This is a genomic window from Haloactinopolyspora alba (genome assembly GCF_003014555.1).
Classification (GTDB): domain Bacteria; phylum Actinomycetota; class Actinomycetes; order Jiangellales; family Jiangellaceae; genus Haloactinopolyspora; species Haloactinopolyspora alba.
The window spans coordinates 265894-285070 of sequence record NZ_PYGE01000003.1; the positions used below are offsets into that span (position 1 = coordinate 265894).

General features: G+C 71.7%; 14 protein-coding genes. 6 read left to right on the forward strand and 8 right to left on the reverse strand.

Annotated features, from left to right (window positions below; genetic code table 11):
• The first annotated feature begins 43 nt into the window (after positions 1-43).
• Both CLV30_RS06035 and CLV30_RS06040 read left to right on the forward strand, forming a co-directional pair.
• Entirely contained in the window at positions 44-1333 is a 1290-nt protein-coding gene (locus CLV30_RS06035; protein ID WP_170119632.1) for a sensor histidine kinase, read from the forward strand.
• A 44-nt stretch (positions 1334-1377) separates the two neighbouring features.
• Positions 1378-2592: a sensor histidine kinase gene (locus tag CLV30_RS06040; RefSeq protein ID WP_106536289.1), complete on the forward strand. Its 1215-nt coding sequence runs from the start codon at positions 1378-1380 to the stop codon at positions 2590-2592.
• Positions 2593-2620: 28 nt separating this feature from the next.
• On the opposite strand, the gene CLV30_RS06045 is transcribed toward CLV30_RS06040, so the two are convergent.
• Positions 2621-3178 carry a TetR/AcrR family transcriptional regulator gene (locus CLV30_RS06045; protein WP_106536290.1) on the reverse strand — a complete coding sequence of 186 codons (558 nt, stop codon included), beginning with the start codon at positions 3176-3178 and terminating at the stop codon, positions 2621-2623.
• A 178-nt stretch (positions 3179-3356) separates the two neighbouring features.
• On the opposite strand from CLV30_RS06045, the gene CLV30_RS06050 reads away from it, so the two are divergent.
• Positions 3357-4799, forward strand: coding sequence for an MFS transporter (locus tag CLV30_RS06050; RefSeq protein WP_240723252.1), 1443 nt, complete (start codon positions 3357-3359; stop codon positions 4797-4799).
• A 97-nt stretch (positions 4800-4896) separates the two neighbouring features.
• On the opposite strand, the gene CLV30_RS06055 is transcribed toward CLV30_RS06050, so the two are convergent.
• Positions 4897-6798, reverse strand: coding sequence for a laminin G domain-containing metallophosphoesterase family protein (locus tag CLV30_RS06055; protein WP_106536291.1), 1902 nt, complete (start codon positions 6796-6798; stop codon positions 4897-4899).
• A 311-nt stretch (positions 6799-7109) separates the two neighbouring features.
• Here CLV30_RS06055 and CLV30_RS06060 point away from each other — a divergent pair, with 311 nt between their 5' ends.
• The 3 genes from CLV30_RS06060 to CLV30_RS06070 all read left to right on the forward strand — a co-directional run bounded on the left by CLV30_RS06060 (position 7110) and on the right by CLV30_RS06070 (position 9730).
• Entirely contained in the window at positions 7110-8183 is a 1074-nt protein-coding gene (locus tag CLV30_RS06060; protein WP_129710955.1) for a type IV toxin-antitoxin system AbiEi family antitoxin domain-containing protein, read from the forward strand.
• Positions 8184-8304: 121 nt separating this feature from the next.
• Positions 8305-8952 carry a response regulator transcription factor gene (locus CLV30_RS06065; protein ID WP_106536405.1) on the forward strand — a complete coding sequence of 216 codons (648 nt, stop codon included), beginning with the start codon at positions 8305-8307 and terminating at the stop codon, positions 8950-8952.
• 67 nt (positions 8953-9019) lie between these two features.
• The gene (locus CLV30_RS06070; protein ID WP_129710954.1) at positions 9020-9730 is read left to right on the forward strand and encodes an ACT domain-containing protein; all 711 of its coding nucleotides are present in this window, start codon (positions 9020-9022) and stop codon (positions 9728-9730) included.
• On the opposite strand, the gene CLV30_RS06075 is transcribed toward CLV30_RS06070, so the two are convergent.
• From CLV30_RS06075 to CLV30_RS06100, 6 genes are all read right to left on the reverse strand, one after another.
• Entirely contained in the window at positions 9674-11818 is a 2145-nt protein-coding gene (locus CLV30_RS06075) for a RecQ family ATP-dependent DNA helicase (protein ID WP_106536294.1), read from the reverse strand. The genes CLV30_RS06070 and CLV30_RS06075 overlap by 57 nt on opposite strands.
• Positions 11815-14136: an NAD-dependent DNA ligase LigA gene (ligA, locus tag CLV30_RS06080; protein WP_420841982.1), complete on the reverse strand. Its 2322-nt coding sequence runs from the start codon at positions 14134-14136 to the stop codon at positions 11815-11817. The genes CLV30_RS06075 and ligA overlap by 4 nt, the downstream gene beginning before the upstream one ends.
• A 9-nt stretch (positions 14137-14145) precedes the next feature.
• Positions 14146-15114 (reverse strand): alpha/beta hydrolase family protein, encoded by a 969-nt coding sequence (locus CLV30_RS06085; RefSeq protein WP_106536296.1) that lies wholly within the window; start codon positions 15112-15114, stop codon positions 14146-14148.
• A gap of 80 nt (positions 15115-15194) precedes the next feature.
• The gene (locus tag CLV30_RS06090) at positions 15195-16475 is read right to left on the reverse strand and encodes a multidrug effflux MFS transporter (RefSeq protein ID WP_106536297.1); all 1281 of its coding nucleotides are present in this window, start codon (positions 16473-16475) and stop codon (positions 15195-15197) included.
• A gap of 65 nt (positions 16476-16540) precedes the next feature.
• On the reverse strand, positions 16541-18055 hold the full coding sequence (locus CLV30_RS06095; protein ID WP_106536406.1) for an aldehyde dehydrogenase family protein: 1515 nt from the start codon (positions 18053-18055) through the stop codon (positions 16541-16543).
• 55 nt (positions 18056-18110) lie between these two features.
• Positions 18111-19136, reverse strand: coding sequence for an SDR family NAD(P)-dependent oxidoreductase (locus tag CLV30_RS06100; RefSeq protein ID WP_106536298.1), 1026 nt, complete (start codon positions 19134-19136; stop codon positions 18111-18113).
• Between the last annotated feature and the right edge of the window lie 41 nt (positions 19137-19177).

Below are 19177 nucleotides of genomic sequence, written 5' to 3' on the forward strand. Positions count from 1 at the left end.
TTCCCGGCTCGTCCGTCCACGCCAATCGCGACATGCTCATGACATGGACACGACAACCTCGACCAGCCCTCGCGCCGGCTGGAATCAGGTCGGGCGCGACATCGGCTACCTGCTTCCCGGCCTGCCGATCGCCATCGCCTCCTTCGTCGTCATGGTCACCGGGTTCTGGCTCGGTGCCGGCCTCTTCGTCCTCGCCTTCCTCGGCCTGGTCGTCTGGGTCGCCATGCTCGGCGCCGCCCGCGGGTTCGCCACCGCCGAGCGGTCCAGAGTGTCGCTGATGGAGCAGCGCCCCGTCGGCCCGGTGCAGCGGCGGCCGGTCACCGGCAGCGGCATGGGCCGGCTGCTCAGCTTCATCCGGGACCCGATGGCGTGGCGGGAGTGGGGATACTGCGTCCTGATCCTGCCGCTGCGCGTGTTCACCTGGTCACTGACCATCGCGTGGCTGTCGGCGTCGCTCGGCGGCACCAGCTACGCCCTGTGGGAGTGGTCACTGCCACACGACGACGAGACCAACGACACGCTGGCCGAGCTGATCGGCATCGGCGACGGCGCGCTCGCCGACGTCGCGCTGAACACCGCCATCGGCCTGGTGTTCCTGCTGACCCTGCCGTACGTGCTCCGAGCGCTGGCACTGGCCGAATCCGCCCTGGTGTGGGGGATGCTCACCAACGAGAACGCCGAGCTCCGCGCCCGCACCGAGGAACTCAGCCGCAGCCGCAGCGCCGTCGTCGCCGCCGAGGCGGACACGTTGCGTCGCGTCGAACGCGACATCCACGACGGACCCCAACAACGCCTCGTCCGCCTCACCATGGACCTCGAATCCGCCCAACGCCGCTTCGACAACCACGACCACAACACCGCCCTCCCCCTCCTCGAAGGCGCCGTCAACCAAACCAAAGAAGCCCTCGCCGAACTCCGCGCCGTCTCCCGCGGCATCGCCCCACCCATCCTCACCGACCGCGGACTGCCCGCAGCCCTCGCCGCCGCCACCGCACGCAACCCCATCCCCACCACCCTCGACACCACCCTCCACGACAACGAACGACTCCCCAGCTCCATCGAAAACGCCGCCTACTTCGTCGTCACCGAAGCCCTCACCAACGCCGCCAAACACGCCGACGCCACCCAATGCACCGTCACCGTCCACCGCCTCGACAACACCCTCCACGTCCAAATCACCGACAACGGACGCGGCGGCGCCCACCCCGGCAAAGGCCACGGACTCACCGGCCTCAACGACCGCCTCACCGGCATCGACGCCACCCTCGACATCACCAGCCCACCCGGCAACGGCACCACCATCACCGCCCAACTCCCCATCCCCACCCAGTAGGCGGCACCCGAGCCACACCCACGACGACATGAGAGGCTCACGACGTGAGCACGACAGAGCCCGGCCGCCCGGAGGCCAGTTGGCGCCAGATCTGGCGCGACCTCGGGTACATGCTGCCCGGCCTGCCGATCGCGGTCGCGTCGTTCGTCGTCGCGATCGCCGGGCTCGCGCTCGGCGTCGGCCTGTTCGTCGTCGCGTTCGCCGGGCTGGCCATCATGGTCGGCACGCTGGCTGCCGCACGCGGCTTCGCCCACACCGAACGGCGGCGCGTGGGATGGGTCGAGCGGCGCGAGGTGCGGCCGTTCCACTACCGGCAGGTGAACGGCAACCTCTTGGGCCGGCTGCTCGGCCGGCTGCGTGACCAGCAGAGCTGGCGGGACTGGACCTTCGCGGTACTGATACTGCCGGTGCGGGTGCTCACGTGGTCACTGACCATCGTCTGGCTGGCGCTGTCCATCGCCCTGACGCCACTGACCCTGCTGGCGTGGGCGGTCAGCGGCGGCGGAGGGTTCCGCGGGTTGCCACGGGTGTTCGCCTACGTCCTCCGCGGCCTGGTGACGCTGGAGTCGATGCTGGTGTGGGGGATGTTGACGGACGAGAACGCGGAGCTGCGCGCCCGGGCGGAGGCGCTCACGCACAGCCGGGCCTCAGCGGTGCAGGCCGAGGCGGACACGTTGCGTCGCGTCGAACGCGACATCCACGACGGACCCCAACAACGCCTCGTCCGCCTCACCATGGACCTCGAATCCGCCCAACGCCGCTTCGACAACCACGACCACAACACCGCCCTCCCCCTCCTCGAAGGCGCCGTCAACCAAACCAAAGAAGCCCTCGCCGAACTCCGCGCCGTCTCCCGCGGCATCGCCCCACCCATCCTCACCGACCGCGGACTGCCCGCAGCCCTCGCCGCCGCCACCGCACGCAACCCCATCCCCACCACCCTCGACACCACCCTCCACGACAACGAACGACTCCCCAGCTCCATCGAAAACGCCGCCTACTTCGTCGTCACCGAAGCCCTCACCAACGCCGCCAAACACGCCGACGCCACCCAATGCACCGTCACCGTCCACCGCCTCGACAACACCCTCCACGTCCAAATCACCGACAACGGACGCGGCGGCGCCCACCCCGGCAAAGGCCACGGACTCACCGGCCTCAACGACCGCCTCACCGGCATCGACGCCACCCTCGACATCACCAGCCCACCCGGCAACGGCACCACCATCACCGCCCAACTCCCCATCCCCACCCAATAGGCGGACCCTCGGGAGTCGCGGCAGGACGTCAGCGGGCGCGTAGACCTTCGACGGCGACACCGAGCAGGGTCTCGAACGAGTCAGGGGCCGCCTCGGCCGCCGTGCCGATGCCGTGCGCCAGGACCAGGACGTCTCGCGGTGTGAGGTCGGAACGGACGACGCCGGCCTCTTGCCCGGCCGTCAGCAGCGCCGATGCCGCGCCCGTCAACATCGCCTTGCACGCTGCGAACGTCTCCGAGTCGGGCCCGAGGGTGGCCTTCAGCGTGCTCGCCAGACCGCGGCGACGGACCAGGTAGTCGACCTGCTCGCGCAGCCACTGCGCCAGCGCGTCGCCCGGCGGGTACTCGTCGAGCAGTTCTTGCGCGCGCCGGCTCAGACCGGCGACGTCGTCGCGGTAGACCGCCTCCATGAGTGCCTGGCGCTGCGGAAAGTGCCGGTAGAGCGTACCGGGCCCGACCTCCGCGCGCCGGGCGATCTCGTCCAGCGACGCCTCCACCCCGTGCTCGGCGAACGCCTCACGGGCCACGGCCACGATGCGCTCGTGGTTGCGCCGGGCGTCCGCGCGCATCGGACGCGCTGTCGTCATCGCTGCCACCTCGATCCGGAGACTATCTCCGGATAGTCTTGCGTAACCGGAGCAGTACTCCGTATGCTAACTCCCGTCCTAACCGGAGACTATCTCCGGTTTGCTCGGTCGATCGCCCTCCTCGCGCCCCGTGCACCGATGCCGGGCGCCGGGCGACACGCACCCCTCGGGAGCTTCAGTGTCCGAACGAACCCTGCCGAGCCCCCGGCCGGCACCCGAAGACAGCGCCGAACGCGCCGGGACACGGCCCGGCCTGGCGCTGGCCGTCCTGCTCACGTGCCAGCTGATGATCGTGCTGGACATCACCGTCATGAACGTCGCGCTGCCGCACATCCGCGCCGACCTCGGCTTCAGCACCACCGGCCTGTCCTGGGTCATGAACGCCTACACGCTCGCGTTCGGCGGCATGCTGCTGCTCGGCGGCCGCGCAGGCGACCTGTTCGGCCGACGGCGGCTGTTCATCGGCGGCATCGCCGTGTTCACGGTCGCGTCGTTCGTCGGCGGGACCGCGGACACCCCCGCCCTGCTGATCGCCGCGCGCATCGCGCAAGGCCTGGGCTCGGCCGCCGCCGGGCCGAGCACGCTGGCGCTGATCACCACCACGTTCACCGAGCCGCAGCGACGGATGCGGGCCCTGGCGTTGTTCGGCGGCGTGTCCAGCGCCGGGTTCGCCATCGGGCTCATTCTCGGCGGTCTGCTCACCGAGCTCTTCTCCTGGCGGTCCGTGCTGTTCATCAACGTCCCGTTCGGCATCGCCATCGCCGTCCTCGCCCGCCGAATCCTCGCCGAGCCCGAACGGCGCCCGTCCCGCCTGGACCTTCCCGGCGCCGTGACCGCGAGTGCGGGCGTGGCGTCGCTGGTCTACGGGTTCATCCGCGCCGGCGACGAGGGGTGGAGTGATCCGGGCAGTCAGATCCTGCTGGTGGCGGGAGCACTGCTGCTCGCCGCGTTCGTGACCATCGAAGCCCGGACCCGCCACCCGCTGTTGCCGCTACGGCTGTTCGCCGACCGCAACCGTGCGACCGGTTACGCGATGTTCTTCCTCGGGCCGATGTCGGCCATGTCGACGTTCTTCTTCCTCACCCAGTACCTGCAGGACGTTCGTGAGTTCAGCTCGCTGGCCACGGGGTTCGCGTTCGTGCCGCTGGCGGCGGTGTTGTTCACGATGACCCGGCTGGCGCCACGGCTCCTGCCCCGTTTCGGTCCGCGGCCGCTGGCGGTGGCCGGAACGACGTCGCTGGCGCTGGCGCTGGCCTGGCTGACCCGGCTGACCCCGGACAGCGCGTACCTGCCCGGCATGTTCGGCCCGATGGTGTTGATGGGCCTGGGCATGGGCCTGGCGTTCGCGCCGATGAACATCGTGATCATGAGCTCCGTCCCGGCCGACGACGCCGGCGCCGCCGGCGGCGCACTGCAGACACTGCAGCAGACCGGCGGCGCGCTGGGCCTGGCCGTGCTGGTCACCGTCTACGGGACCACGACGCAGGACGCGGCGGCCGACGGACGCTCGGGTGCGGACGTCCTGGTCGACGGGATGACGTCGGTGTTCACCGCCGCCGTCGGCATCGCGGCGATCGCGTTCCTGGTGGCGTTGACGTTCCGGCGCCGCGAGAGGACGTGACGCCGGGCGAGGCGAGGCGAGTGCACGCATCACCAGGGCTGTACGGGTGGTGACGCATGGAATTCCATGGTGAACGTGGTCATTTCCACCGTGCGGGTCATGTGAACGGGACGACGAACTCGGCCGGGGTCAGCGCGCGGTCGCTGATCCGCACGTCGCCGAGGTAGCCGTAGAAGCCCTGGCCGAACGCGTTGTCGAAGGCGTTCGCACCGAGCGTGAACGGCAGGCCCAGGGTCGCGATGCCGTGCGCGGGCTGGGCCGGGTTGCGCGCGATCCGCGAGCCCTCGACCCACACGACCGAGGTCGACCCGTCGTTCACCACCGCCACGTGGAACCAGCGCCCGACCGGCAGCGCGTGGCTCCACGACGTCGGCGAGGCGTTCTGCACGTGCGGGTACAACACGAACTGCAGGAACCGCTCCCCCGACAGGTTCAGGCTGCACACCGACTCCAGCGGCGAGTAGCCCTCGGTCTTGCCCGCGTCGCCGGCCCGGCCCTGCCAGCTGAGGATCCCCATCCAGGCATGGTCGCCCTCGAACGGCTCGGGCAGTTTGACGAACAGCTCGATGGTGAACCCGTCCAGGAACGTCGCCGAGTTGATCGCGGCGTCGGCCACCGCCTCGAGCACGGCGCCGCGATCGGGACTCTGGCCGCCGTCGAAGCGCAGGCTCGCGTGCGCCGGCGCGCCCTCGTGGTGCTCCACCGAGCGGGTCAGCACGCCCGGGCCGCTGGAGTGCAGGCGCCGCACCACCAGATCGTTGCCGTTGCGGGTCAGATCGGCGGCGACGGCGCCGTCGTCGACCACCGCGCCGTCCTCGACCCGGCCGCGCAGGCCGACCGTGTCGAAGCGCCAGTACGCCACCGTGTGGCGGCCGATGACCCGCCGCGGCGGCCGCGGGCGCGGCGACGTGTCCGGCGCGAACCCGGCGAAGCGGGCCTCGGTGTCCAGGGGCAGGCTGAACCGGTCGACGTCACCGGTCAGCTCGATGACCTCGGCCCCGAGCGGCGGGCGCTCGGCTGCGTCCCGGGTGAGGAACCACGGCGCGAACGTCTCAACGTCGATCACGCCGCGCGCCAGGTCGAACTGGTAGAGCCGGATCATGCCGGCACCGCCGTAGTAACGGTCCTGGTAGTTGGTGATGTGCACGTGGACGTCGTTGCCGGCGTCGTTGGTGAGCACGGTCCGCCCGGGCGGCCAGTAGTGCCCGCCGAGCGCCATGAACACCTGATCGTTACGGCGGATCAGGCCGTCCCACAGCCGCTCGCCGTTCGGCGACAGCGTCGCCGCGCCGTCGTCGTCGGCGTAGGCGAGGTCGTGCGTGGTGACTACCACCGGTGTGCTCGCATGCTTGTCAATGACCCCCTGCGCCCAGGCCAGCCCGGCATCCGAGACGCGCCAGTCCAGTGCCAGCACCAGCCAGCCGCGGTCGGCCGCGGTGAGCACGTGGTAGCTGTTGTAGCCGTCCGGCGACGCACCGCCGAACGTGTCGTTGCCGGCGAAGCGCGACGGCCCGAACGCCCGCAGGTACGCGCTGTCGCCGCGCTGGTCGTCGGTGGACGAATCGACGTCGTGGTTGCCCGCCAGGACGCTGAACGGCACGACGCCGTCCAGCGCGGCGAACGTCTGGTCGGCCAGCTCGATCTCGTCGGCGTCGCCGTGCTCGGTGACGTCGCCGAGGTGGGTCATGAACGCGACGTTCGCGAGGCCGCGCTGCTCGGCCAGGTAGCCGAAGGTCGACTCCAGCGGCGCCGGGTCCGACCGGTCCTGGTCGAACAGGTACTGCGTGTCGGGCAGCACCGCGATCGCGAACCTGGGACTGTGCGGATCGAACACGCCGGGCTCGGGGGGCGCCACCGGCGCCGCGCCGGCGCCGCTGGTCGCGTCCACCAGACTCGGCAGCGCCGCGGCCGCGGGGGTCGCCATCGCGCCGAGCAGCAGGTGCCGGCGACGGACACCGCTGGTCCGCCCCGTGGGCGCCGGGACGTGGGACTCGGACATGTGTGGACCTCCGGACCGGACGGTGCGGCCAGGTCGCTCGATACCGAGCACCTGGACGATTTGGCGGTGTTCCTGGACATTTCGCTCGCCTATCGGATCAGCACCGGGTGGACGGTCAGCGGCCAGGGTGTGACAGCACGCGATCCCCTCGATGAACGACACCGACTTCGATACCGCCAGGTGCCGGGGATCAGGTCGATGCGGCCGACGAGGGCAACCGGCGGTATCGAAGTCGGGGCAACCGCAGTTGTCCACAGACTGTCCGCGCTCGGTTCCGCCACGCGCGGCGGCCGAGCACCGTGGCGGAGATCATGGGCCGCAGAACTCACCTCCCCTCCGACATCCTGACGTTCCTCCGAGAGCACGAAGGGCTGATCGACGTCCGGACCGCTCGTGCGTCCGGCATTGCACGAGACCGCCTGCACCGGCTGGCCCGGGCGAAGCTGCTGGTGCGCGTGGCCGAGGGGGTGTACGCGTCCGCCGACACCGTCGACGGGCTAAGCGGCTGGGCACTGTACGAGCTGCGGGCCCGGGCGTTCGTGCTGTCCTGCAGCCCGGACGCCTTCCTGACCGGCTGGTCCGCAGCTGCCGTGTGGCGGCTGCCCACCCTGGGCAGGCCCCCTGCCCGTCCGGTCGTGGTCCGGCCGAAACAGCCGGGGCGAGGAAGCAAGAACGGTGTCTTCGGCCGGATCCTCACCGCCGACACACCGCCGCACCACCGATGGCAGCGTGGCCGCTCTCGAGTGGTCAGCCCAGAGTGGGCAGCCGCGACCATCGCACTGACGGCACCCGTACCGGCGGCGTTGATCGTCGCCGACGCTGTCACACGCCAGGGCGGCGACATCGCCGACGTCGTGGCGCACATGCGCCATTGGCCGGGCGTGTCCCGGGCAAGCTGGGTCGCCACCCATGCCGACCCGTTGGCCGAGAGCCCGCTCGAGACGCTCGGCCGGTTCGGCATCATCGCAGGTGCGCTGCCAATGCCGGTGTCCAACGCGTGGGTCGGCGCCGGTCGGCCCGAGTACCGAGTCGACGGGCTGTGGCCGCATCACCATGCCGCCCACGAGGCGGACGGCGACGTCAAGTACAACAACCGCCCCGATGCTGCCGCCGTCGTCGCCGACGAGAAGGAACGTGAGTGGCGCCTGCGCCGGCTCGGGCTCGACATCGTGCGCTACGGATTCACCATCGCGGCCTACCGCCGCCACGAGCTCATCGGCCGGTTCACCCAGTTGCTGCGCGACAACCCGCCGCACGGCGAGCCGATCCGATGGTGGAAACACGTTCCCGGCGTCGGCCCGGTCGAGCCCGAGCCGGACGACTGGCCGTCTCCGCTGCCCACTTCCGTCGTCCTGCCCGCGAGGTGGTGGCTCGATCACGGCTGAGGCCCGGCAACCCGCCGACTTCGATACCGCCAGGTGCAACCAAGCGGCCGCAATCGGCCGTCGCCCGCAACCTGCGGTATCGCAGTCACCACGAATGGACGGGACCTGGCAGGATGTGTGCGTGCGCGTCGTTCTGGCTGAAGATTCCATGCTGCTCCGCGAGGGGCTCGTCCGTCTGCTCGGTGAGGCCGGGGCGGAGGTGCTGGACGCCGTCGGGGACGGGGACTCGCTGGTCACGTCCGTGGTGAAACACCAACCGGACGTGGCCGTCGTCGACGTCCGGATGCCGCCGACGTTCACCGACGAAGGGCTGCGCGCCGCGTTGTCGGCCCGCGAGCAGGTACCGGGGACCTGCGTGCTGGTGCTGTCGCAGTACGTCGAGGAGTCGTACGCGGGCGACCTGCTCGCCGGCGGCGGTGGCGGCGTCGGCTACCTGCTGAAGGACCGGGTCTCGGCGCTCGGCGACCTCTCCGACGCGCTGGAACGGGTGGCCTCCGGCGGGACGGTGCTCGACCCCGAGGTGGTCTCGCAGCTGTTCGCCCGGCGACGCCGCGACCCGCTGGAGACGCTGACCACCCGCGAGCGCGACGTGCTCGCGCTCATGGCCGAGGGGCGAACGAACACCGCCATCGCGCGGATGCTCGTGGTCACCCACGGCGCGGTCGAGAAGCACATCTCCTCGATCCTCACCAAGCTGGACCTCGGGCCGTCCGACGACGACCACCGACGGGTCCTGGCCGTGCTGGCCTGGCTGCAGTCGGAGCAGTGATAAGCGCCACCACCGACACCCGCGGGCGCGCAATACCGCCGTGACACTCGTGTGACACGCTGTCGAGGTGTCGATTCTTCTCCGTGTCGTGGTGCCCGACCAGCCCGGATCGCTGGGTGCGGTCGCGTCGGCCGTGGGCATGGCAGGCGGTGACATCGTCGGCGTGGACGTGGTGGAGCACCGCGCGGACGGGACCGCCGTGGACGACTTCCTCATCGACCTGCCCGCCGGAAAGCTGCCGGACACCCTGGTCAGCGCATGCCTGTCGGTGGACGACGTGGACGTCGAGTTCGTCGGGCACTACAGCCCCGGCGCGGGCCTGCACCGCGACCTGGAGGCCGTCGAGGCGATGACCGAGGACCCACGCCGGGCGCTCGAGGTGCTGGTGGACCTGCTGCCTGGTGTGTTCCGGTCCGGGTGGGCGTTGCTGCTCGCCGCGGACGGCTCCACGCTGCGCGTCGAGCGGGCCGCCGGCGGCGCGCCCGAAGCGGATGGGTACGAGGCGCCGTGGCTGCCGCTGGCGACGGCCGCCCGGCTGCCGACGCACGAGGGGTGGGCGCCCGAGTCGTGGCACGACGTCGTCGCCGTCGGCGCGCCGGTGGCCAGCACCGGCCAGACCGTGGTGTTCGGCCGGGACGGCGGCCCGCGCATCCTCGACTCCGAGCTGGCGCGGCTGGCGCACCTGGTGGCGCTGGCGCAGGTCGTCGGCCGCGGCCCGCAGTCACCCGGCCTGGGCCAGCGCGAACGGCAGCACCTGGGCGGCTCCGGCGTGGCGTAGCTCGCGGCCGGCGACGGTGACCGTCCAGCGCGAGTCCGCGACGTCGTCGACCAGCAGCACCACCGGCTCCGGATCGACGGCAGCCAGTGACTCGCGCAACGACGGGCCGGCGCGGAACGCGTCCCACACCGTGGCGAGCCGGAACGCACTGTTGCCACCGGACTCGCCCGCGGCGGGTCCGTCGCCGGCCAGTTCGATGCTGCCGAGGTCGGCCAGCCGGCCCACGGACGCGAGGTGCCGCCCGACCGAGTCGACCAGCTGGGGGCGACGCCGCGACGGCATCGTCACGACCGCGTGCGGGCGGCGGTCCCAGCTCCACCCGCGCAGCACGTCCACGCACGCGTCGAGCAACGACGCGTCCGCGGGCGCGTCGCCGGCCTCGAGCAGTGCCCGCAGCCGCTGGCCCCAGCCGAGGTCGGTCAGCCGGGCGAGCACCCGCCCCGGCTCGACGCGGTCGCCGTCGCCGATCTTGCCCTTCACGTCGACGCCGAGCCGGGCCATGCCGGACGGCCACTGCGCACGAGGTTCCAGCAGCACGCCGGCCCGGCCGAGGGTCACCCGGGCGGCCGCGCGTGCCTGCTCGGGTACGGCGTCGGAGTACCACGGTCCCGCGCACACGTCGCAGCGCCCGCACGGCTGCGCGCTGGGGTCGTCCAGCGCGTCCTGCAGGAACGACATGCGGCACTGCTCGCCGCGCTGGTAGGCGAGCATGGCCCGCGCCTCGTCCGAGCGCGCCGCGGAGACCCGTTCGTAGCGTTCGGCGTCGTAGTGCCACGGCTGCCCGGTGACCTCCCAGCCGCCGCGGACCCGCCGCACCGCGCCGTCGACGTCGAGCACCTTGAGCAGCAGCTCCAGCCGGGTGCGGCGCACGTCGACGTGCGCCTCGACGGCGGCGGTGGACATGGCACCGCCGGCGGCGGACAGCGTGGACAGCACCGCGCGTGCCTGGTCCTCGCGCGGCATGGACACGGTCGCGAAGTACCGCCAGATGTCGGCGTCCTCGGCCGCCGGCAGCAGCAGCACGTCCGCGCGTTCGGTGGCCCGCCCGGCGCGGCCCACCTGCTGGTAGTAGGCGACCGGCGACGACGGCGCGCCGAGATGCACGACGAAGCCGAGGTCGGGCTTGTCGAAGCCCATGCCCAGGGCGCTGGTGGCCACCAGGGCCTTGACCTCGTTGGCCAGCAGCGCCCGCTCGGCCTCGACCCGGTCGGCGGGGTCGGTGCGTCCGGTGTAGGCGCGGACCTCGTGGCCCGCCTCGCGCAACAGCGCGGCGGTGTCCTCGGCCGCGGAGACCGTCAGCGTGTAGATGATGCCGCTGCCCGTGAGCTCGTCGAGGTGCGCGGACAGCCACGCCAGCCGCTGCTCGGCGGAGTCGAGCGACAGCACGCCCAGCCGCAGGCTGTCGCGGGCGAGCGAGCCGCGCACGGTGGTGACCTCGGCACCGCCGCTGCCGAGCTGCTCGGCGACGTCGGCGACCACCCGGCCGTTGGCGGTGGCGGTCGTCGCCAGCACCGGCGTGCCGGAGGGCAGCGTGTCGAGCAGGTCGCGGATGCGGCGGTAGTCGGGGCGGAAGTCGTGCCCCCAGTCGGAGACGCAGTGCGCCTCGTCGACGACGATCAACCCCGCGCTGTCCGACAACGTCGGCAGCTGCTCGTCGCGGAACCGCGGATTGTTCAGCCGCTCCGGGCTGACCAGCAGCACGTCGACCGCGTCGTCGGCCAGTTTCGCTGAGATCTCGCCCCACTCGTCGGCGTTCGCCGAGTTGATGGTGACCGCCCGGACGCCGGCGCGCTCGGCGGCGGCGATCTGGTCGCGCATGAGCGCCAGCAGCGGCGACACGATGACGGTCGGACCCGCGCCGCGCGCCCGCAACAGACCGGTCGCGACGAAGTACACCGCGGACTTGCCCCAGCCGGTGCGCTGCACCACCAGAACCCGGCGGCGCCGGTCGACGAGGTCGCGCACCGCCTCCCACTGACCGTCGCGGAAACCGACGTCCGGGTGGCCCACCAGGCGCCGCAGCAGTTGCTCGGCCTCGTGGTGCAGCGTCGCGTCGTCACTGACGGTCGTGCTCTCGGCGCCCGTCACGTGTCCTCCGCGGAGCGCTGAGCGAGCGGCTCGGCCGCTTCGGGCCCGGACTCCAGCAACGTGGTGAAGCCTGCCTCGTCGAGCACCGGAACCCCCAGCTGCAGCGCCTTGTCGTACTTCGACCCGGCGTTCTCACCGGCGACCAGGAACGACGTCTTCTTCGACACCGAGCCCGACGCCTTGCCTCCGCGTGCCAGGATGGCCTCCTTCGCGTCGTCGCGGGAGTACTGTTCCAGCGAACCGGTGACGACGAGGGTCAAGCCCTCGAGCGTACGCGGCGTCGACGTGTCGACATCGTCGGCCATGCGCACGCCGGCCTCGCCCCATTTACGCACCACGTCGCGGTGCCAGTCGACGGTGAACCACTCCTTGACCGAGGCCGCGATGGTGGGGCCTACGCCGTCGACGGCGGCGAGCTCGTCCTCGTCGGCCTGGTCGATGGCCTCGATGGATCCGAACGCTCCCGCCAGCGCACGCGCGGCCGTGGGCCCGACGTGGCGGATGGACAGCGACACGATGACCCGCCACAGCGGCTGCTCCTTCGCCTTGCGCAGGTTGTCCAGCAGCCGGCGGCCGTTGACGGTGAGCCCGCCGTCGGCGTTCGTGAACAGCGGAACGCGCGCGAGGTCGTCCTCGTCGAGCGCGAACACGTCGCCCTCGTCGGTGACGACGCCGGCCTCGGTCAGCGCGACCCCGGCCTCCCAGCCCATGGCCTCGATGTCGAACCCGCCGCGGCCGGCCAGGTGGAACAGCCGCTCACGCAGCTGCGCCGGGCACGACCGGGTGTTGGGACAGCGGATGTCGACGTCGCCCTCCTTGGACGGCGACAGCGGCGACCCGCACGCGGGACATTCGGTGGGCATCTCGAACGCCCGCTCCGAGCCGTCCCGCTTCTCCAGCACCGGGCCGAGGATCTCGGGGATGACGTCACCGGCCTTGCGCAGCACCACCGTGTCGCCGATGAGCACGCCCTTGCGCCGCACCTCGGAGGCGTTGTGCAGGGTGGCGTTCTCGACCGTCGACCCTGCCACCTTGACCGGGCGCATGACGCCGTACGGCGTGACCCGGCCGGTGCGCCCGACGTTCACCCGGATGTCGAGCAGCTCGGTGGTGACCTCCTCGGGCGGGTACTTGTACGCGATGGCCCAGCGCGGCGCCCGCGAGGTGGACCCGAGCTGACGCTGCAGGTCGACCTGGTCGACCTTGACCACCACCCCGTCGATCTCGAACTCGACGTCGTGGCGGTGCTCGTTGTAGTGGTCGATGTACTCGCGCACGGCATCGAGATCGGACACCACCCGGACGCGGTCGCTGACCGGCAGCCCCCAGGCGCGCAACGCCTCGTACGCCTCGGACTGGTGCCGCACCTCGAACCCGCCGCGGCGGCCGATGCCGTGGCACACCAGGGTGAGCCGGCCCAGCGAACGCTCGGCGCGGTCGAACTCTTCCTGCAGCCGCTCGAGCGCCCCCTGCGAACGCCCGGAGCCGCCGGCGGCATCGGCCTTCGCCTTCGCCGCGTCGAGCTTCTCGCGGCGGCGGTCCATCCGTTGACGCAGCACACCCGCGCCGGAGTTGCGCGCGTTGGCGAACAGCGGCAGCCCCAGCTCGGCGCGCTCGGCGTTGATGGCCTCGAACTCCGCCTCGGGGAACACCGCCTCGCCGCGGACCTCGACGACCTCGGGCACCGGATACTCGTCGGTGCCGGTCAGCCTCTCGGGGACCGCGGGCACGAACTGCGCGTTGTAGGTGATGTTCTCGCCCGTGCGCCCGTCGCCGCGGGTGGCGAGGGTGGCCAGCAGGCCGTCACGGTAGACGATGTCGACGGCCAGCCCGTCGACCTTGGGCTCGCACAGGTATCGCGCGCCGCCGCCGACCTCACGCTCGACCCGGGCGGCCCACTCGGCCAGCTCGTCCGGGTCGAACGCGTTGTCGAGGCTGAGCAGCCGCTCGAGGTGTTCGATGGGCGGCCAGGACGCCTCGGCCGCCGCCTCGCCGGTGCCGCCGGTCACCGGCGCGCCCACCTGCTGGGTCGGCGAGTCGGGGGTGCGCAGCGACGTGTACTGCGTCTCGATGGCCTCGAGCTCGCGCATGAGCTCGTCGAACTCGGCGTCGCTGATGGTCGGCGTCGCGAAGTAGTAACGCTGGCGATGCTCCTCGATCTGCTGCGCCAGCGAGGCATGGCGGTCGCGGACGTCCGCCGGGACGTCGTTGGTGTCGGCAGGATCGGTCGTCACGGATACAGACGTTACTGCCCCGCACCGACGATGTCCGCCGACCGGCGCCGGCTCGGGCGCGGTCGAGGCCCCCGACGTGGACAACTCGGCGGGCTACTTCGACGTCACCGCCGCCGGCGGGGTGGTCGAGCTCTCGAGCGCTGCCCGGGCCCTGTCCCACGCCGGGTCGCCCGGGTACAGGGACGAGCGCAGGAACGCCCAGATCAGCGACCGGACAGCCGCGACCCGCTCCGGGTTCTCGTCGGTGGTCTCGGCCCCGTCCCACATCGAGATGCCGCCGAAGCCGTGCTCGGCGCCGTACACGTACAGCCGTGTCTTCGGGGACGGGCCGAGGTCGTAGGGCTGCTCGCGCCACCTCGCGTTGTCCGAGAACATCGGGTTCTGGTCGTTCTCGCCGACCACCACCATCATCGCTGCGGTCATGGCGTCGAACCGCAACGACCGCAGCGCCGGGTAGTTCGTGTCCGCGAACTCCGCCAGCTCACGACCGTCGCCCGGGCCGGCGATGTCGACACCGACGGCGATGCGGTCGTCGTTGAACGAGACGACCTCCTGGGTGGCAGGGTGCTCCATCTCCGCGCCCCGCAGCATGCTGACGGTGTGCCCGCCCAGCGAGTGCCCGACAGCGGCGATCCTCGTGCGGTCGGTCCGGCCGGCCAGGCCCGGCACGGCCGCTTCGATGTCGTCGAGGTGGTCGAGGATGAACACCATGTCGTCGGCCCGCGAAACGGAGTACAGCGGGGCGTCCGGATCGTCGAGGCCCCGCAGCCCGAGAGCGAGCGAGTCCTGGTGCGTCGGCTGCACGACGACGAACCCCCGGGCCGCCCAGAAGTTCGTCAACGGGCCGTAGCCGTTGAACGACGACACGAACGTCGACGGGCCGTGTCCGTGCGAGAACAGCAGGATGGGCAGGTCATCGCCGGTCGCCGGCATGGTGACCTTGACCTGCAGGTCGACGTGCCGGCCGGGCACGTTCAGCGTCACCGGCAGGTAGCTGACGATGGGCGTCGGAGTGGTCGTGGGGATGCCGGCGTCTTCGGTGACCGGTGTGGGGACGCTCATGGGGTGTGACTCCTTCGATCGGATGGTGGTCTGACGATTGCGCCGAGCCCGGTGGGCTCGTCTTCGATGTGTCCGTCCGCTCAAACCTGCTCGACAGCGGCTGGACGTTGACTACTCGGCAGTCCCGACTTCTTGCGTGACAGTCCGGCAGTGGTCTTCGCGCGGTCCTGGACGGCGATCGCGGCCAGGGCGATTCCGCCGGCCACCGCGGAGCCCGTCATGGCCGTCGCGGTGGCGGTGCCGTCGTTGCCGAGCATCCCGACGGCCGGGGCGACGAGCGCACCGAGGCTGAACTGGATCGCCCCGACGACGGCCGCGGCGGTCCCGGCCGCCTCACCGTGCCGGGACAGCGCCAGTGCCGTCGTGTTCGGGACGACGAGCGCACCTCCGGCCAGCATGCACAGCACCGGGACGACGAAGCCCGCCAGACCTCCGGCTCCGGCGACCTGCAGCGCCGTCATGACGACACCGGAGGCGACGACCGTCGCCAGCGCGCCGCCCGCGATCGCCTGCGAGCCGAACCGGCGTAGCAGTGGAGGGTTGAGCTGGGCGCCGCCGATCAAGGCGAAGGCCGAGGCACCGAAGACCAGGCCGAACTGCTGCTCGTCGAGGCCGAACTGCTGCTGCAGCACGAAGCTGGACCCGGCGACGTAGGAGAAGATCGCGCCGAAGGCCAGCCCGGTGACCAGCGCCAGCAGGACGAACCGGCCATCGCCGAGGAGCGGCCGGTAGGCGCGCCACACCTGGACCGTGCCGGCGTGCCGGCGCCGCTGCGACGGGAGCGTCTCGGGCAGCGCAGCGGCCGCGAGGACGATCAGGGCGGCGCCGAGCACCGCCAGCGCGCCGAACACCCATCGCCACGATCCGGCGAGCAGCACCGCGCTGCCCAGCGTCGGGGCGAGGATCGGCGCGGCGCCCATGACGAGCATGAGCCGAGAGATCGCCGTCGCGGCGGCGCGCCCGTCGAACAGGTCGCGCACGACGGCCATCGCCACGACGGTGGCGGCCGCCGCACCCACGCCCTGCAGGACCCTCAGGGCGCCCAGGACCCAGATGTCCCACGCGACGACCGACAGCAACGACGCCGCGACGTGCAGGGCGAGACCGGCCAGGAGAGGACGGCGCCGGCCCGCGACGTCGGACAGCGGGCCGATGAGCAGCTGACCGAGTCCCAGCCCGAGCAGGGTCCCGGTCAGGGTGAACTGGACCAGGGCTTCGGTGGTGCCGAGGTCGTCGACGATCGCGGGCAGGGCCGGTAGGTACATGTCGATGGTGAGCGGGCCGACGGCGACGAGGGCGCCGAGCAGCAGGATGATGCCGGCGACGCTGGTGGGGGTGGGCCGTTCGGAGACGGTGGTCATCGTTCTGCCTTTCGAGAGGGCGGAAGACCCGGGCGGCCGGCGGAACCGGCCGCCCGGGCGAGGTGTCACAGCGCGAGGAGGACGGCCTTGTGTTTCGTGAAGGCGTCCATCACTTCCGGACCGCCTTCGCCGCCGACACCGGACTGTTTGAATCCGGAGAACGGCATCGGGCCGGTGGTCATCTCGTGGTGGGTGTTGACCCAGACGGTGCCGGCGTCGACGCCGTCGGCGACCCGGTGGGCGGTGGTGAGGTCGCTCGTCCACACCGACGCCGCCAGTCCGTACTCGGTCTGGTTGGCCTTGGTGATCGCGTCGGCGGTGTCGGTGAAGCTCATCAACGCGCCGACCGGGCCGAAGATCTCCTCCCGCACCACCCGCATGTCCGGGGTGACCTCGTCCAGCAGGGTGGGCTCGACGAAGAACCCGCGGTCGCCGTACCGCGAGCCGCCGGTGCGGGTGTGCGCCCCTTCCTGGGCGGCGACGTCGAGGTAGCCGGTCACGTGGTCGAAGTGCTGCCGGGTGGCCAGCGGCCCCATCATCGTGGCCGGGTCGAACGGGTCACCGACCGTGAACGCCGCGACGGCGGCGGACAACCGCTCGGCGAACTCCTCGCGGACGCTCTCCTGGACGAGGATGCGGGTCCCGGCGGTGCAGGCCTGCCCGCTGCCGCCCAGGAGCGCGATCGCGACGCCGCGCGCGGTCGCTTCCAGGTCGGCGTCGGCGAACACGACGACGGGCGACTTGCCGCCCAGCTCCAGGGTGAGCCGCTTGAGGTCGGCGCTGGCCACCTCGTGCACGTGCCTGCCCACCCGGGTCGACCCGGTGAAGGCGATCTTGGCCACGCCGGGGTGGCGGACCAGCGCCTCCCCCACCACGCTGCCCGACCCGGTGACGACGTTGACGACGCCTGCGGGTAGGTCCGTCTCCTGGTGCAGGAGCTCGGCGAAGCGCAGAGTCGTCAGCGACGCCCACTCCGGCGGCTTGAGCACCGCGGTGTTGCCCGCCGCCAGCGCCGGGGCCAGCTTCAGCGCGAGTTGCGGCATGGGGCCGTTCCAGCCCCAGATGCACCCGACGACGCCGAGCGGCTCCTTGCGGGTGTACCCCAGCCGGTCCGGTCCGAGCGCGACGGTGTGCCCGTTGAGCCTGGTCGGCCAGCCGGCGAAGTGCCGGTAGGTCTGGGCGACCGCGCCCATCATGTGCCGCGTCATGCGGTGGGGCATGCCCATGGTGCGCGACTCGATGTTCGCCAGTTCGTCGCCGTGCTCGTCGAAGACGTCGGCGACCTGGGTGAGGATCCGGCCGCGGCGGTCCGGGTCGATGCCGGACCAGGACGGGTCGGTGAACGCCCGCTGGGCGGCCCGGACGGCCGTGTCGACGTCGTCGGCGGTGCCGCGGCCGATGCCGGCCAGCTTCTCCTCGGTGGTGGGGTCGATGGTCGCCAGCGTCTCCCCCGACGAGCCGGGGGTCTGGCGGCCGTCGATCCACATGAGGTGGTCACCGGCGCGGACGAAGTCGGGGACGGTCCTCCGCGCCTCCTCGGCGACCGGCGGTGTGGTTCCGATCGTGGTGGACGTGGACATGTCGATCACTCCTCCTGGTGTGCCGTTTCCGGCGGACGTCGTGTGCCGCGGCGGGTCAGGCGTCGAGCAGCTGCTCGCTGAGGTCCCAGAGCCGCCGCGCGGAGTCCGGGTCGATGGCGTGCGGTGCGACGTCGGTGGGCGGAGGACCGTCGAACTCGGCGGTCGGCGGTGTGGGGTCGACCGGCGAGATGTCGTTGTCCTTGAGGTAGACGCCGCCGATGCCGGCGAGCAACGGGCTGGTCGCCGCGAACACCGCGGTGCTGGCCCCCTGCGCAGGCGTCTTCAGCCCGTGTTCCGGCGCGATGACCGGATTGCCGGCCTCATCGATGATGCCGCTGTCGCGCAGCACCTCTTCGGGCAGCGAGAGCTCCGGCGCCTCACCCGCGCCGCGCGCCGGCCCCAGGTTCGTGCCCATGATGATGCCCGGGTGCACGACATAGCCCCGGATCCCGTCACCGGAGCACCGCCGGTCCAGCTCGACCGCGAACAGCACGTTGGCGGTCTTCGACTGGCCGTAGGCGACATGACCGTCGTAGTCGGTCGTGGTGAAGTTCGGGTCGTCCCACCGGATGTCGGCGAGGCGATGCGCCCCCGACGTCATGGTGACGACCCGGGCGCCGTGAGCGGCGCGCAACGCGGCCAGCAGGCCGTTGGTGAGCTGGAAGTGGCCCAGATGGTTGGTCGCGAGGTGCGACTCGTACCCGCGGGCGTCGCGCACCAGCGGACCGCCCATGACGCCGGCGTTGTTGATCAGGACGTGCAGCCGACGCTCCGTCTCGAGGTAACGGGCCACGAACTCGTCGACCGACGCGGGATCGATCAGGTCCAGCCGCTCCACCTCGACGCGCTCGATACCTTCCACGGCGACGGCGGCACGGTCCGGGTTGCGGGCACCGATCGTGACCGCGGCACCCGCCCCGCTGAGCGCGCGCGTCATCTCGAGACCGAGACCGACGTGCCCGCCGGTGATCACGACGTTCGTTCCGGACAGGTCGAGGCCCTCCAGGACGTCATCGACGGTGGACGCGGCGGTGAATCCGGTTCCGATGGGCTGCTGTCGCCGAACAGTGGGTGTGGACATGCCTGGCGTTCCTTCCTGTGCGCTTCCCGGGCATGGCCGCC